7 protein-coding genes and 2 pseudogenes are annotated in these 15,657 nt (G+C 58.7%); 7 read left to right on the top strand and 2 right to left on the bottom strand.

Annotated elements, in window-relative coordinates; translation table 11 throughout:
• Positions 1-17 precede the first annotated feature (17 nt).
• Positions 18-6,941 carry an SDR family NAD(P)-dependent oxidoreductase gene (locus tag NKG99_RS33725; RefSeq protein WP_352873689.1) on the top strand — a complete coding sequence of 2,308 codons (6,924 nt, stop codon included), beginning with the start codon at positions 18-20 and terminating at the stop codon, positions 6,939-6,941.
• 390 nt (positions 6,942-7,331) lie between these two features.
• Entirely contained in the window at positions 7,332-8,309 is a 978-nt protein-coding gene (locus NKG99_RS33720; protein WP_352825314.1) for a MaoC family dehydratase, read from the top strand.
• A 554-nt stretch (positions 8,310-8,863) separates the two neighbouring features.
• On the opposite strand, the gene NKG99_RS33715 is transcribed toward NKG99_RS33720, so the two are convergent.
• Positions 8,864-9,142, bottom strand: coding sequence for an FAD-dependent oxidoreductase (locus tag NKG99_RS33715; protein ID WP_502904303.1), 279 nt, complete (start codon positions 9,140-9,142; stop codon positions 8,864-8,866).
• 102 nt (positions 9,143-9,244) lie between these two features.
• Positions 9,245-9,470 (bottom strand): annotated as a pseudogene (locus tag NKG99_RS33710) (phosphomethylpyrimidine synthase ThiC); the annotation flags it as partial.
• A 684-nt stretch (positions 9,471-10,154) separates the two neighbouring features.
• On the opposite strand from NKG99_RS33710, the gene NKG99_RS33705 reads away from it, so the two are divergent.
• From NKG99_RS33705 to NKG99_RS33685, 5 genes and pseudogenes are all read left to right on the top strand, one after another.
• Complete coding sequence (locus NKG99_RS33705; protein WP_352825316.1) at positions 10,155-10,688, top strand: acyl-CoA thioesterase; 534 nt, start codon at positions 10,155-10,157, stop codon at positions 10,686-10,688.
• A 258-nt stretch (positions 10,689-10,946) separates the two neighbouring features.
• The gene (locus tag NKG99_RS33700) at positions 10,947-13,061 is read left to right on the top strand and encodes an acetate--CoA ligase family protein (protein WP_352825318.1); all 2,115 of its coding nucleotides are present in this window, start codon (positions 10,947-10,949) and stop codon (positions 13,059-13,061) included.
• A 194-nt stretch (positions 13,062-13,255) separates the two neighbouring features.
• Positions 13,256-13,474: pseudogene (locus NKG99_RS33695) on the top strand (SDR family oxidoreductase); the annotation flags it as partial.
• Between the two features lie 64 nt (positions 13,475-13,538).
• Positions 13,539-14,690 carry an IS110 family RNA-guided transposase gene (locus NKG99_RS33690; RefSeq protein WP_352873686.1) on the top strand — a complete coding sequence of 384 codons (1,152 nt, stop codon included), beginning with the start codon at positions 13,539-13,541 and terminating at the stop codon, positions 14,688-14,690.
• A 548-nt stretch (positions 14,691-15,238) separates the two neighbouring features.
• The gene (locus tag NKG99_RS33685; RefSeq protein WP_352873685.1) at positions 15,239-15,538 is read left to right on the top strand and encodes a DUF736 domain-containing protein; all 300 of its coding nucleotides are present in this window, start codon (positions 15,239-15,241) and stop codon (positions 15,536-15,538) included.
• Positions 15,539-15,657 lie beyond the last annotated feature (119 nt).

Genomic DNA, 15,657 nt, shown 5'->3' with positions numbered 1-15,657 from the left:
CGGCAGATGAGCCACTAATGTATAGGTGCGCCGATAATGAGCTGACTGATCTGGTCCGGACCCTCGGCATGGTTCCTCCGGAGGCACTGGCAAATGAGGAACTCCTACTGGATTTCATCTTGCCACCGTTACGGGCCGATCTCGAAATTGTGGAGACTTACGATCGCAGCCTGGCGACGCCTCTCCGCGCGGCAATTACCGCAATGGGGGGAATTGAGGACGAAATGCTGAATGCCGATGACCTGGACGAATGGCGTCGACTTACGACGTCGCGCTTCGCTCGGGTTATGTTTGATGGCGATCACTTTTTTACGCATTCGATGGCCATGAAAGTGGTGTCTACGCTTCTGAATGAGATTCAGGAAGTGAAGGCACACCTCCCGGCATCTATTCGCATTGCTGAGGCCTTGCCCTATGCTGAACTGCCACTGCATGACCAACTCCGCAATAAAGCGGCGCTCAGCCCCGAGGCTCCCGCCGTCGTTTCTGAAGCTGCGACCCTCACCTACCGTGAACTGGACGATCTAAGTGAGGCGCTGTCCAGACAGCTCCTCGGCCACAGCCAGGGTCCCGGATCGCACGTGGGCATTCTGATGGATACTTCGCTTGAATATCCGATTGCACTGTTCGGTATTCTTAAGGCAGGCGCGGCGTATGTCGCGCTTGACAAGGCTCTGCCCGTTGCAGCTCTCAAGCAGATACTCGAAAAGGCGGCCGTCGAAATTATAGTCACCAACAAACGTTTCGCAGCTAGCCTTCCGCCGGACTGGTCCGGTGTTGTGCTGTCTCTGGACAAGAGCTGGGAAGCGGAGCTCAGCGACGTCGGTCCGGCCGACCGCCAGGTGGTCGATTTCGATGCCCCGGCCCAGATCGCATTTTCGTCCGGCACAACTGGTGAACCAAAGGGAATCATCTGCTCCCACCGAAGCGCTGTAGCCTCTTACCAACGGCGCAATCACGCACTGCCATACTCGCCTGGCGAGCGCGAAGCCGTCAATATCTTCTTAGTCTGGGAAATAATGCGGCCCATCTTGGCCGGGGTGCCAGCATATCTAATTCCAGACGAAGTCATCTACGATCCGTGCCAGCTCGTCAATTACCTTGAACGAAACGGGATTTCCAGAATACATTTCACCCCCTCGCTGCTGGATGTTGTTCTCGGCAGCGGTTTGCTCACAGAACCTTCTCGTCTTCCTGAGCTTCGTTTGATTTACCTTTCAGGAGAGGTGGTGACAGCGGCGTTGCTTGCTCGTGCGAAAGATGCGCTGCCGCGTGTCAAAATCATCAATATCTACGGTTTAGCGGAGACCTATGACGTCGCCCTCATAGACCTATGCGAGATCGATCCTGCGATAACACAGAAAGTCGTTCCGGTCGGCGCACCTCAGCGCAACGTCAGCGTCTATGTGCTTGGCGAGCAGCGCAAACCGGTCCCACTGGGCTTCTTGGGCGAGATCTTTGTCGGAGGCGAGGCAGTAGGGCATGGTTACCTAAACAGCCCAGAGATGACACGGGAACGGTTCCTTCCAGATCCGTTCCGCGCTGAAGGCATGATGTTCCGCACGGGTGATCTTGGCCGCATGCTGCCTGGCGGACAATTAGAAATCGTCGGGCGCTGCGCGTTCATGGTGAAAATCCGGGGTTACAGCGTGGTTCCCGGGTCTGTAGAAGCTGCTCTCCTCCGCCACTCCGCCGTCTGCTCCGCTGTCGTCGTGCCGGAGCTTGATCCGGAGACAGGCCAGCCTAACCGACTGATCGCCTATGTAGTTTTACGCGATGGGGCCAAGGGTTGGCAGGCTTCATTACGTGCCCACCTGAAGTCCGAGATACCGCACTACGCGATCCCATCAGAGTTCGTGCCTGTGACGGAATTGCCTATCACAGCGAGCGGGAAACTTGATCGGTCGCGCCTCCCCGACGTCGAGGCGTACACTCCCGTGACAGGTGCCGACGCGGTTGAACCCGCACTTCGTGCTGCTTGGCGTGACCTCCTCCAGGCAGACGCTACCGATCCGGGTGACAACTTTTTCGACTGCGGCGGACATTCCCTTCTGGCTGCCCGTCTCTGCACGCAGCTTCGCGAGAATCTCAAGGTGGAGCTCCGCGTAGTGGAGGTCTTCCTCAACCCGACCTTCAAAGAGCTCGCGGCGCTTCTCCGCAAGCGCCGCGGCGAGCAGGGACGTCCCCAATACGGGAACCTCCCCAAAAAATCGGCAGTATCGGCGAGCAAGGCGCCGACTAGGTCGGTCGACCGGCAACGCGGCGCCGGTGTGGACATTGCAGTGATCGGCATGGCCGCGCGTTTCCCCGGCGCGGAGACAGTCGATGAGCTCTGGGAGAACCTCTGTCAGGGGGTCTGCTCGATCGTCCCGCTCTCCGAGCAGCAACTTAAGGCCCGGGGCATTCCGGAGGAGGTCCTGAGGCGTCCCGATTATATGCGCATGGGCGCTCATCTCGATGACGTTGATGTCTTCGACCCGGGTTTTTGGGGTTTATCGCGGCGCGAGGCGACGTTAATGGACCCGCAGCATCGAATCTTCCTCGAATGCTGCTGGAAGGCACTCGAGTCCGCCGGATACACGCCAACCGAGCACGAGGGCCGGACGGGGGTCTTCGCCGGTTGTTTTTTGCCACTCTATCTGCTGCACCATTTGAAGGGAGGAGCCCTCAACGATCCCACGGACGCCCCGCTCGCCTGGCTGACGGAACTCGGCAACGACAAGGACTATCTCGCCTCACGCGCGTCCTACATGCTGAACCTCAGCGGCCCAAGCATTGTGGTGCAAACCTCATGTTCAACAGGACTGGTCGCTATCGCTACTGCCGCTCAGTCGCTCGCGGCCGGCCATTGCGATACGGCGCTGGCAGGTGCGGCCAGCATCATCTTCCCGCAAGCCGGATATCAACATGTAAAAGGATTCATCAATTCCTCTGATGGTGCCTGTCGTGCCTTCGACGCCGATGCCAGCGGCACGGTCGGTGGAGATGGGGTGGGTGTCGTTGTTCTCAAGCGTCTTGAAGATGCCCTTGCGGACGGCGACCCTGTTCTCGCAGTTGTGAAAGGCTGTGCCATCAACAACGATGGCCACGCCAAATCATCTTTCTCGGCGCCAAGCGTGCAGGGTCAGGCCGCTGTTGTGCGCCAAGCACTTGAGTCTGCAGCCCTGTTCCCTGCGGACGTCGAATACATCGAAACTCACGGGACCGGCACCAAGGTAGGTGATCCAATCGAGGTTCGTGCTTTGGCAGAGGCTTTCGCCGGACAAGAGGCAAATGGCAAGACATGTGCCCTAGGATCAATCAAGCCGAATATCGGTCATGCCAATATTGCGGCTGGCGTCGCGAGCTTTATCAAAGCTGTGCTATGCGTTCAGCATGGGTTGATTCCCCCGACAATAAACATCAACCGCATTAGCGACGACCTCAACCTTGAAGAAACGCCATTTTTCGTCAATGAGCAGCTTAGACCTTGGCCCCGCAAGCCAGGTCACCCCCGAACCGCCGGAGTCACCTGTCTGGGTGTCGGCGGAACCAACTGCCACGTTGTGCTGGAGGAATGGATTGACCAGAACCTAAGGGCCTGGCCCGGATCTGTCGAGCGAGGATCCCACGCCCTTTGTCTATCTGCAAAGACGCCGTCGGCGCTAAGGCGGGCCTGCCGCAATCTAGCTGGGTTCCTGCGGCGCAACCGGGATGTCGATCTCGGTGATGTCGCTCATACGCTACGGGTGGCCAGATGCCAGTTTGATCACCGGACGGTCGTAGTGGCGCGCAACTTAGATATGGCCATCAAGAGGCTAGAGGAAGAGGCGGATCGAGCGGGTAATCGAACCCTTTCATCCCCCTCAATTGCGTTCATGCTGCCAGGCGCAGGAGTGCAGCACGCGAGGATGTTCAAGGACCTGTTTGACCAGGTGCCGGACTTTCGTGAGGCGTTCCTGCGTTGTGCCGCCGCTAGTCGACCGGTCCTGCATAGTGATCTGGACTCACTCGTGTTCGGGGAAGACCACGTCTACGCGGCGGCTTCCTTCGAAGAAATCAACGTCATGATCTTCTCCGTGCAGTACGCGATGGCACATTTGTTGGAAGCGTGTGGCGTGCATCCCGACTACCTTGTCGGACACAGCATAAGCGAATACGTCGTAGCCACTCTAGCAGGTATTCTCAAACTGGAAGACGCTATAGCCCTGATGGTTGCCCGTGGTCGCGCGATGGCGAACCTTGGCGTTGACGGTGCTATGCTTGCGGTCAAATGCAGTCCGGAGGAGGCTGAACGCATGCTCGCGGAGGACGCTTGGCATGACAGAGCTGAAGCTGGCGAGATCAGTGTCGGTGTCGTGAACTCCAAAACCAGCGTCGTGTTTACCGGGAAACGGGAACTGATTGAAAGGCTGCAAGAGGAGCTCGAAAAAGCAGAGGTTCCCAACCAGTTCCTCAATACAGCTGGCGTTCCCATCCATTCTCCTTTGATGAAGCCGGCGGGTGATACTATTGACGCACATGTCCGCACACTTGAGAAGCAAGGGCCGAATTTGGCGATAGCTCTAAATTCAGGGGAATATTTGCACCAGGCGAAAGTGCCCCTACCAGAGACCTATTGGAGTAGCCCAGTAAGCAGAACGATCCGTTTCGACCGCTCTCTTTCGGCTATTGTGGCAGCCGGTGCCACTGCGCTTATTGACCTTGGTCCGTCGTGCGATCTGGCGCGTTTCGCACAACAAGCGATCGATCAGGCTGGTAACGAAACCAGAATTTCGGCAATTGTCGCAGCCGCGCGAGACAAAAACGACCGAGGTTTTAGCGACCGCCATGCTATTCTAGAATGTCTTGGGAAACTATGGTCCTTGGGTGTTGGGGTGGATTGGAAGCGAGCCAGTGATCAAGTGGAACCGTTAGCTTCCCGCCGGCGGATTTCCCTTCCGACATACTCGTTTGATCGCCACCGTTGCTGGCCGGACACCCAGCCTGCTGGCCCGACGGTTCTGCCGCACACTGCGGAGGGAGAGCGGCGCAGGAGGGAGGCATTCACCTACACGCAGACTTGGACAGAGCAATTGCTTCCCCACACACTTTCCCCTGATTCAAATACGAAGACACAGCGTTGGCTGGTACTTGCCGATCAGCCGTCCCGGGAGGTGAAGTGCGTGGGAGACGCGCTGGCGAACAGCATCACGCAGCAGTTGGAGGAGGCGGGCCATGAGGTTGTTCGTGTTTGCCGACGAGCCAAATCCTCGAATCAACCCATGAAAGCCAAGGGGTCTATCATCATGATTGATCCCACTCGAGAAGGCCTGAAGGCGCTCTTCGAGGCCGAGATCGCCTCGGACCGTCCCGCTAACCGCGTTGTCTGCCTCTGGCACCTGAACGGCTGCGCCAACGCGTCCGGGGATCCAGGCACGGTGCAGACCGACCTTTTGCGGAGCTATGACGCCATACTCGACTTAGCGCGAGTTCTCTCTACGCTGACATTCCAGACTCCGGTCGACGTCTGGATTGTGGGTGACCGAATGGTCCAGGTGGGTGAGGAATCTGTTGCTCCCGAAAAGGCGTGCGTCTTCGGCCCTGCCATCGTGCTACCACAGGAGAACCCGACCGTCGATTGTCGGGTTGTTGACCTGAACGTCGACGACCCGGTTATCGCCGATCGGCTCGTTGCTGAAATCGGGCGGGACGTGCCTTGTCCCAATGGGGTCGTCGCACTACGCGGGTGCCGGCGGTGGGTACCGCACTTTCCCGAGGTGGTCCTCGCCGCACAAGCTCCCGGAGCAGAGATCCTGCGACCGGAAGGCGTCTATCTGATAACAGGAGCTCTCGGGCGGATTGGTCTTTCTTTGACAGAACATCTGGTAACGCTTGGAGCGACAGTCGTCGCGGTAACCCGCCGTGCGGTACCCGATTCTTTGGACTCGAAGTCCACGAATTTCGATGAGAATGGCTGGATGCAGCGACTGGCCGCGCTGGATGACGCAAAGGGTCGGGTGATTATTCGCCAGGCCGATGTGTCCGATTTCTACAGTCTGTCGGGTGCGCTCGACGCCACGGTTCGGGAATTCGGGCGGCTCGATGGTATTTTTCACGCCGCTGGACTGGCCGATCTGAGGTTCCTTTCAGAGATGGACGACAAGCCCTTCGCCAGCGAGTTCACCTCCAAAGTCGTAGGGACCCGCAACCTCTACGGTGCGCTAAAGCAGATGCAGTCCACACATGCCCAAGCACCTGAGTTCGTGTTCCTTTTCTCGTCCCTTGCGTCCATTCTCGGCGGGCCAGCGATGGCAGATTTTGCGGCGGCGACCAGGTTCGTGGATGCGTTTGCACGACACGTCTCGGGCAAGCTCGGCGTCCGGTGGATCACTTCCAACTGGGATGACTGGGATTACTCCTATGACGAGCGGCAGGTGACTTCCGCGTACGCGACGTCTGAAGCGAGGAATCTGGCACTCAGCCCCGACGAAGGAATCGATATCATCGAGCGCATACTGACAACCGTCGACGACGGCCAGGTGATCATAGCGACGCGGCCCCTGTGTCCCCGTATAAGCCAATGGACCGAGCAAGTTCGGACGGTTATGAACGACGGCCCCGACGTGGACAAGACATCTTCGTCGGAAGAAGTCGGACAAGCGCCGGAGAACGTCCAGAGCGACGATCCGAACGGTCCCGACGTGGACAAGACATCTTCATCGGAAGAAGTCGGACAAGCGCCGGAGAACGTCCAGAGCGACGATCTGAAGGAGGTCTTCCTCAGGGAAGTGAAATCTCTGTTGCAGGCCACGGAGATAAGGTTCGAGGATAACTTCTTCGACGTTGGGGGAGACAGCCTTCTCGCCACAGCACTCCAACTTCGCTTGAAGAATAGCGACCGCTGGAGGCCGCCTCGACTGGATGAGATCTTTGAGGCAGCTACGTTCGGCGATCTCTACGAGCGAATCTGCCAAACGTGAGCCCCGCGGTGGCCGTGGCAGAAGCAGAGGGAAGCGCGTGCCATTCAAACGCAGCTGTGATCGTCTTGCGTCTGACGGCTGAAAACAAAACGGCGGCAACGTATCGTCGCTCATGGCGGGGGTAGCTCCCCACTAAAGTACACAATTATCCAGATCACAATTCGCTTGCGGGCAAGCGCTGTGCAATTTGACGGCCACCTGCACGCGGGATGCGAGGATGATCGAGACGGCCACGCCCTCGCGGGGTACCACGAACGACTAGTCTGTTCGACCGGCAACGACCGGTCGCTGATGGCGAGCTGGTGTCAATGAAGAAATCAACGGATCTGATGTCTGACTGAGTTCGGTTCTCCACGGTCAGGCCGGGTTACTGCAGAAGGATGGAACGAGATGACTCAAACAGAAGCGGCCTCGCGCAGCGGGATGACTCCGTACAATCGCTGGACCGGAAGAAAAGACTCGACCTTCGAAAACATCGAGATCCCGGAGGAGCTCGGCCCCATTGAAATCAAGGTGACCGATGGCCTAGTCAAGCAATATGCGTTTTGCCAGGACGACTACAGGTCTTGGCATTTTGATGCCTCTCCATTCGGCGCGCCGGTTGGCCATGCTGCCTTGCTCGCCAACGACCTGTATACTGTCTACTATGCGCAATACGACCGCACGACCCTGGCTGGGCTGCACACTAGTGAGGAGCTCTTCTTCCACGCTCCGGTGCCCGTTGGGGAGACCGTCACGATCACGGGGCGCTTCGTTGACAAATACGTGCGACGCGGCAATGGCTATGTGCTTCTGAAAGCGGAAGCTCGCGATCACCAGGGTAATCTGCTGGTCACGCACCGAAGCAGCGAGATCATGCGCGTCGATCCGGGCTTGGTTATCGGCCGGTCGAGTGCGCCGACGCCCGACGAAAAGATCGTCCCCGAGACGATCAATGCTAGGCCTGTTGACAAGGCTGCCACGGCGATTGCACCGGGAACGCCCATCGTCTCCAAGGTCAAGACGCCGTCGCAGGCGCAAATCTCAGTCTATTCGTTCGTTGGCGAGCACGATCGAAATTTGCACAATGACATTGACATGGCTCGTAAGGCCGGGCTTGCCAACACAATCGCGCAAGGTCTGCAGACTGTAGGATACTTCTCCGAACTCTGTACAGATTTTTTTGGTGCTTCTTGGTTCACTTCAGGCCGGCTGAAGGCCAAGTTCATTCTTCCGGTCTACTGCGACTCAACCCTAACCATCTCTGGAAAAGTGTCATCTCAGGTAGCCGAAGGGGGCGCGATCAGGACGCATCTGGAGATGTGGGCCAAGGATCAAGACGGCCGACTGGTGTCGATAGCTTGGGCGTCGGCGCTGCACGATGTATAGCTTTGGGCTCGCACGTAGGTCCTCTCATCGGTCTCGCGTCCGCTCACCAGATCGGTCGCGACAAGAACTTACTGTGAGGGGTGAGCACTGGGTTTGCTGTGGAACGACATAGGCTAATCAGTTGCCTATGCGTTCGAAGGCGCTCCTGTCGCCGTCGCCAGCCTTGCGGTGGACGTTGCGCTGTCAGGAGGAAGAGTGCGACGCGACCCTCTATGTCGGAGGTCGTAGGGGTTGGGCAAGTGAGATTTGGCCTGTTCGCAGAACGAGCATCGTCGCCGCGTACGCCGCGCAGTTCCGACCGTCTGCCGGCGATGCCGGTGCCGTCAATCCCGACATCGCGACGGTCGACACAGCGCAGCGGCCGCGCTCAAGCCGAACGCCCATGCCGAGGGATTGTCTCGAAGTCAAGGCAATGCCTTGCGGGTCGAGATGCGCTCCTCGGCGAAGAACAGTCCGCGCCGGAACCGGGCCGGCAAGGCCTGGTTCAAATACCGCGGTCACCGGCGCCCAACTGCAGGAGGCCGGACGTGCGGCGGCCGGATCGGTCGAGCTCGCTAGCGTCGCGGGCAGGCGCCAGCACGAGCGTGCCGCAGCGAGAGACATGGCCGGGCAAGGCTGCGTCCCACCAGTCGGCCGCTTCGCCCGAGTGTCAGCACCGCCTCTTCGGCGCTCTCGCGCTCGCACCAGGGCGCGAGCATACCGCCTGCCTGCCAGGAGGCATTGCAGGGGATCTCTCGACGCGTCTCAATGACGGTTGCATCCGCGCCGCGCTCTGTCAGCTCATGCGCGAGCGTCAGCCCGGCGATGCCCGCGCTGCGAACGAGCACCTTCATGGCTTGGTCAAGCTCCTGTGGTGATCTCGACAGGCATGTAGAGGTCGCTGCCGTCTTGGTGCTTCGCTGCCATGGCCGCAACCCTTCCTTCTGGGCTTCCGCGCGGATGTTGCGCGATAACCGCATCGAGCAGACCTTGGGCCGCACATGGAGCAGAAATGCGCCACCTTGTGCGAGTCCTTCGGAAGGGTTTGGTCGTGGAAGGCGCGTGCCGTCTCGGGATCGAGCGAGAGGTTGAACTCGTCCTCCACCTGAGCTCGAAGCGCGTCCGCGACAGCGCGTCGTCCCTGATCTTGGCGCCCGGATGGCCCTTTGCCAGGTCGGCGTGGCGATCTGGGAGAGACCAGCGCGACGAAAATTGTCGCGCCACAGGCGAGGTTATGTCCCGGGACGATGGCTTCGGTGACTCGTAGATGGGGAGGCACCCCTAATTTAAGGTACTGCGTCGATTACATTAAGGCACTCACGTCCCGGACGCTAAAATGCGGCGACCTTAGTGTTAACCGTGAAGAGAACCACAGAGCCGGCTGGAACATGGATACCGCGAAAAGGCGCTTGCAATCAGCTCCGCGATCAGAGAATCCATCTTAAACGCGTTACCTAGGCGAGAGCAAAAAAGGGAAAGTCCAATGTTTCAACATTTCATACATATTTTGATTAGATTTTTGTAAGGAATGTAAATTAACTGAAATTTGTGCAAAACTTTTTGAAAAATTTGACGTGGTTTCATAATAATACTTAACTTGTATGGATTCGACACTGTTTATAGGATTGGTGAGCTAACTGCTTCCAGCTCAAAGCGACACGCTTTCGGCGCATCTTCTGTTAACAATGGGAGAGGCTGGCTATTTTGAACTTTTTTAAGACGCGGTGAACAGACGGGAGCGTCTCAAACGCATGTTTGGAGTCTGAGCCTCGGGCCGGCTGGGGCTTGTGGCTGCGCCCCTAAAGTACCGAGGAGGGGTGTTCGCTGTTTCTCAACAGCGTCTATGTCAAGGAGAGAACGCTAGGCATGGCCGAAATATATGATCCGCCGATCCCATGGACCAATCATTTGCACGCTCCGTTTGTGTTCTTTCGAACAAGCGTTCGCCCAGAGTGGATTGATGAGTTCGAGCATGTGAACTTCGCTCACTATCTCACGATCAGCGGTCACGCTAATTGGGCTTTCTGGAATTGGATAAACGGTCCAGAAGGCACGATGGAAGAACGTCGGGGGCACGAATACGTGTTCGTCGAGAACCACGTGCGGTACCTCAATGAATTAGCTCTGGGTGCACCTATTCACGTTATTTCCCAACTGATCGACCACGATGATAAGCGCTATCTACTGCTGAACCAAATCTGGAAGTCGGACGATGGCGCCTTAGCGGCAACCAACGAGATGAAATGCCTTGGCTTCAACCTGAGAAGTCGCCGCGCCGAACGCTGGCGGCCGATAGTCGTTGAGAGGCTTGAACTCGTTCGCAACGCGCAGCGAGCACTGGGTCTGCCTGTGGCCTCGAGCCGCATTGCGCTTAGGGAAGCTAAGGAGGCGGCGCCATAGGCGGAAAGAGCGAACCAGAGCGCCGCGGCAATCCCCACTTAGCCTTCAGCGGATGAACGCTCCCTACTGATCGCGTCGCAGGATTCGGGGAACGCGACGCGCCTTCGCAAGCAGTCGCGCCTGCTGCGATGCGGTCTGGCTTTGAATTGGCGACGCGAGAGATAACGGACATTGAACTAACAAAAGACCGCGCCGAAGCGTGTAAACGAGATGGCGACGGCTCCAGTCCGACGCTGGTTGCACCTATGGAGGGGTTAAATGGATCAGCGAGCGAATGGAACACGGCAGGAGCGTCTGAAGCGCATGCTGAGACCGCAAAGCGCGGTATTTCTGGGCGGGGCTTCCAACATGCCTGCAATCGAGTACTGCCGCCTGCGGGGCTTTCGTGGCCAGATTTACGTGGTCAATCCACGCCGCAATGAATTGGCCGGATTTCCCTGCTACTCCAGCGTCACAAAGCTACCCACCGTACCAGGCATAGCGTATGTCGCTGTGCCACGAGAGAACGTGATCGATGTTGTTCGCGACCTCTCGCAACTCGGTGTAACTGGCGCTGTCTGTAACACTTCCGGTTTCTCGGAAATGCAAGGCGGGGAAGTTTCGCAGCGCGATTTGGTCAAAGCTGCGGGCGACATGCCGGTGATCGGGCCAAACTGTCCAGGTGTTGCCAACTTCGCAGACAGTTCCGCATTCATGATGGATGAATTCGGTGCTCACGGCACTGACGGGGCTGTCGCAGTTGTGAGCAATGGCGGAGCCTATATTTCTGACATGAGCTGCTCGGACAGGGCGCTGCCATTAGCGTATGCCGTTGGACTAGGCAATCAGGCGATGGTCACGGCCGCTGACATTATGGATGTCGTGCTCGACGATGATCGGGTGCGTGCCATCAATCTGTATATGGAGGGGATCGCTGACGCTGCTGGGCTCGCACGCGCAGGTCTGAAGGCCGCGCGCAAAGGCATCCCAGTCGTTGTGATTAAGGGGGGGCGGACAAGCGCTGGTAAGCGGGCCACCCAATTGCACACTGCCTCGCTGGCGGGGGACGAGAGTGTTGCGTCGGCACTGTTTCGGCGGCTCGGCTTCATTGAAGTGAGGACGCCGAGCGAGGCTCTGGAAACCTTGAAGATGTTGTTGTCGACACCAAGACCCAGGGGCTGGCGGACGGCGTTCGCGACGAGTTCCGGATCATATTCTGTTCTGGGATCCGACCACGCAGAGGCAAATGGGCTGATAATGCCGGCTCCTTCGCCAAACGCATCTGCAGACTTGCAAAGTCACTTGCCCCCTTTCGTTCACCCCACCAATCCGCTGGACATATCCTCAGCTCACAGCGCGGACTTCGATCAGCAACTAAATCTCTTCAGAGCCTACCTGTCGGATGAACGGGACCTGGCTGTGCAGGTCATGTGTTTTCCCCCTCCGGGAAATTCAGAACCGGACAGCTGGACGAGGTCGACCAGGGCGTTCGCCCAAGCGGCATCGGAGCGGGGCATGCCCGCTGCGTTTATCAATACGTTGCCGGAACCCATGCCGAAAACCGATCGCGACCAAATATTAGCTTGCGGCGTGGCGGCGCTTAGCGGTCTCGAGGACGGGTTTCGAGCTGTCGCGAACGCTGTGCGTTTCTCCGAACTTGCAGCCGAGCTTGCCGAGCGCGCTGACCAGGAAATACTTCTGCCGGTGCAAACGGCAAATACGGGCCAAGCGTACTCTCTCGATGAAGCAGCTGCAAAGTCTGAACTTTCTAAGGCCGGGCTATCCGTGCCTCGCGGCATTGTCGTGGAACCTGATCAAAACGAGAATCTTGAGGTGCTTGCCTATCCTGTTGTGGTCAAAGCACTGAGCCGGGACCTCTCGCACAAGAGCGAAATCGGGGCGGTTGCGTTACGCCTTGGAACTCCCGAAGAAGCGCGGAGGGCCGTGCGAAACATGGCGGATAGGCTGGCAAACGCTGCCCCTGAGCTTTCAATCAGAAGCTTTCTTGTTGAAGAGATGGTCAAGAATGGAGTAGGCGAATTGCTCGTTGGAGTAAGGCGCGTAGACACCATCGGACTTGCTCTGGTGATCGGGATCGGCGGCACAGAAGCTGAACTTTTCAGAGACACGAAGACGCTCTTGTTGCCGGCCTCGCGCGCGACGATTGCCGAGGCTTTGCGTAGCCTAAAGCTGTTTGCGCTCCTGGACGGTTGGCGCGGACGACCAAAGGGTGATGTTGAGGCGGCAATCGATGCCATCCACGACTTTGGCCGGTTTGCGATCGCGAACCAGGAAAACCTTATCGAAGCTGAAATCAACCCACTAATTGTGCGCCAGCAAGGTCAAGGCGCAGTGGCGGTCGATGCAGTCATGCGACTCTGTCGGGAACATTGATGGCTATCTCGTCAACAATGCTGGGCGCACGGTTGAATCGAATGTAGATAAGACTGACTCGACGAGTGGCGACGCACAATGGCGCTCAGCCTTGATGGCTCCCTTTCCTGCTGATCCGCCGCCCCGTGCCTCATCTTCGCAGAAGCGGCGGCGCCAACTCAATATAGGCTCGATAGAGGGCGTCCAACCCAGGGCACGCGGCTTATTGTGCTTCAAAGGCAGGGCTGCATAACCTGACGCGTGCCGTGGCGGCCGATGGCGGGCAAGACGGGGATCTCAACGTCAATTTCGTCGCTGCTTTGCCCTGGCAGGCGCGGAGCGGCTGGGTGCTATTTCATCCATTGAGTCGAACAGGCCGTATTGAACAAGTCGCGGCTATGGTTGCATGGATTGCCTCCAACGAGATCCTATGAGTAATGGCGGCGACCTGCTCTGATACGGTGGACGTTGTTGGCCATTGAGGAAAGGAGCAGGAAGATGGCGCTGAGTAATTTTGAAAGCAAGGCAGCTCACAAGGAACTGGATGCGATCTTCGTTTCAGTCGAGTTGAGCAAGAAGACGTGGCTGGTCACCTCGATCTCGCCGGGCGCTGGCGAGAAATTGTCGCGCCATACCATTCCGGGAGGTGATATTGCCGCGCTCCTTGACCGCCTTGGTCAACTGAAGCGCAAGGCTCGTGACCGAACTGGTCGGAAATATCCATTCATCATCATTCAAGAAGCGGGGCTAGACGGCTTCTGGGTCCACCGGGTTCTGGAGGCAGAAGGTCACGAAAGTCACATCGTCGATGCAGCGTCAATTGCAACATCACGGCGCAAGCGACGGGTTAAGACGGATCGACTCGACGGAGAGAGCCTCATCCGGGCGCTGTTGGCTTTCAAGCGCGGGGAGCCGCGGGTCTGCTCCATGCTGCATGTGCCTTCGCCCGTGGAAGAGGACCGCCGCCGCATCGTGCGCGAGCGCAAAGTGCTGATGGAAGAGCGCATCCGGCATAGCAACCGGATTAAGGGCCTTCTCTTCTCGCAGGGCATCACCGACTACGAGCCTCTGCGGCGCGATCGCCGCGAGCGGCTTGAGACATTACACACGGGTGATGGACGTGCGCTCCCCCATCACATGAAGCGTCAGGTTCTGCGCGAGCTCGATCGGATGGAGATGCTGCTGGCTCAGATCAAGGCAGTAGAAGCCGAGCGGGACGCCATGCTTGCAGAGGAACGGCAATCGGCCCGGGAAGTCGCCGTGCTGTCGAAGGTCGTTGGCGTCGGGCCGGAATTTGCTGCCGTGCTCTGGGGCGAAGGTCTATTCCGACACTTTGGCAACCGAAGACAGGTGGCTGCCTATGCTGGTCTTGCGCCGACGCCCTGGCAGAGCGGATCGATCGATCGGGAACAGGGGATCGGCAAGTCCGGGAATCCACGCTTGCGATCGACACTGCTGGAAATGGCCTGGCTGTGGCTACGCCATCAGCCCGGTTCTTTGCTCAGTCGATGGTTCAACGAGCGCGTTGCCCAGAATGGCGGCCGCTTCAAGAAGGTGATGATCACGGCGCTGGCTCGCAAACTGGTCGTGGCATTGTGGAAGTACGTCAGCGCCGGCGTGGTCATCGAGGGAGCCGTCGTCAGGCCATGACAACCGTCTTGGATCGCAGTTCGGCCCGGGCCTGATCAGCCCGCCGGAACCAGGTGGACGACCGCAATGCGGCATGGCTTAAACGCCGTCATCGAGAATGGTCTCGTCCTCCTGAGCCCTTGCCGCCGAAGGCGGGATTATGGTGCGGCCGCTCGGGCGGCGACCGGATGTGAGGTTGATACGTGCACAGGCGCGGATCAGGAAACGGGCTCAGACCTCAGGTTCATGGGCGGGAACAGGATGACACCGGTGGCGTCGAACTCACCAGGGATGTGCCGATAGCCAGCGCGATCTCAGCGACCGTGCCGGTGAAGCCTCCATACGGCCTCTCTTTTAGCTGGTCTGGCAACGGACTGGCCTTGGCCTGCAACGGCTTCGCCGACCTTCTTCCCCTGCGGCTTCGCCGCATTCCTCGCGAGGCAACAAGCTCGGCTGCCGCCGTCCTCCGCTGACGCTGCGGCCCGTAGGTGCAGCCGTCCAGTCCGTCGCCTTACGACCGCTATCGAGGCCGCACAGGGCGGCTTCGAGCAACAGTCAGGAGAACAACAATGGCTCAGATCGGCACCTTCACCCGCGACGAAAACGGCACCTTCATCGGCACCATCAGAACCCTCGCCTTCAACGTCAAGGCCAGCATCAAGCCCTGCGACCGCGACAACGAACGCGCCCCCGACTTCCGTGTCTCCGCCGGCGGGGTCGAACTCGGCGCAGGCTGGAGCAGGACGGCCCGTGAAACCGGCGCTGAATACCTCTCGCTCAAGCTCGATGACCCGTCCTTCACGGCTCCGGTCTATGCCTCCCTGGTCCAGGGCGACAAGGGCGAACACAAGCTCATCTGGTCACGATGACGGCGAAGGGGCCGCCGCCGGGGGGCGCGCGGCGCCCCCCCCCCACCAACCCCACCCCCCCCACACCCCGTGAACCCCCCGGCGAATATGGGGGGGGGTTGTAAAAAATGACCCCAGCC

The organism is Mesorhizobium sp. M1409 (genome assembly GCF_040317535.1).
Lineage (GTDB): Bacteria > Pseudomonadota > Alphaproteobacteria > Rhizobiales > Rhizobiaceae > Mesorhizobium.
The sequence above is the reverse complement of the archived record's forward strand: the minus strand, read 5'-3'. Positions and strand labels throughout refer to the sequence as shown.

Excerpts from the sequence above, each read along its gene's own strand:
- NKG99_RS33725 (WP_352873689.1), top strand. The coding sequence starts at position 18 with ATGTATAGGTGCGCCGATAATGAGCTGACTGATCTGGTCCGGACCCTC.
- NKG99_RS33720 (WP_352825314.1), top strand. The coding sequence starts at position 7,332 with ATGACTCAAACAGAAGCGGCCTCGCGCAGCGGGATGACTCCGTACAAT.
- NKG99_RS33715 (WP_502904303.1), bottom strand. The coding sequence starts at position 9,142 with ATGAAGGTGCTCGTTCGCAGCGCGGGCATCGCCGGGCTGACGCTCGCG.
- NKG99_RS33705 (WP_352825316.1), top strand. The coding sequence starts at position 10,155 with ATGGCCGAAATATATGATCCGCCGATCCCATGGACCAATCATTTGCAC.
- NKG99_RS33700 (WP_352825318.1), top strand. The coding sequence starts at position 10,947 with ATGGATCAGCGAGCGAATGGAACACGGCAGGAGCGTCTGAAGCGCATG.
- NKG99_RS33690 (WP_352873686.1), top strand. The coding sequence starts at position 13,539 with ATGGCGCTGAGTAATTTTGAAAGCAAGGCAGCTCACAAGGAACTGGAT.
- NKG99_RS33685 (WP_352873685.1), top strand. The coding sequence starts at position 15,239 with ATGGCTCAGATCGGCACCTTCACCCGCGACGAAAACGGCACCTTCATC.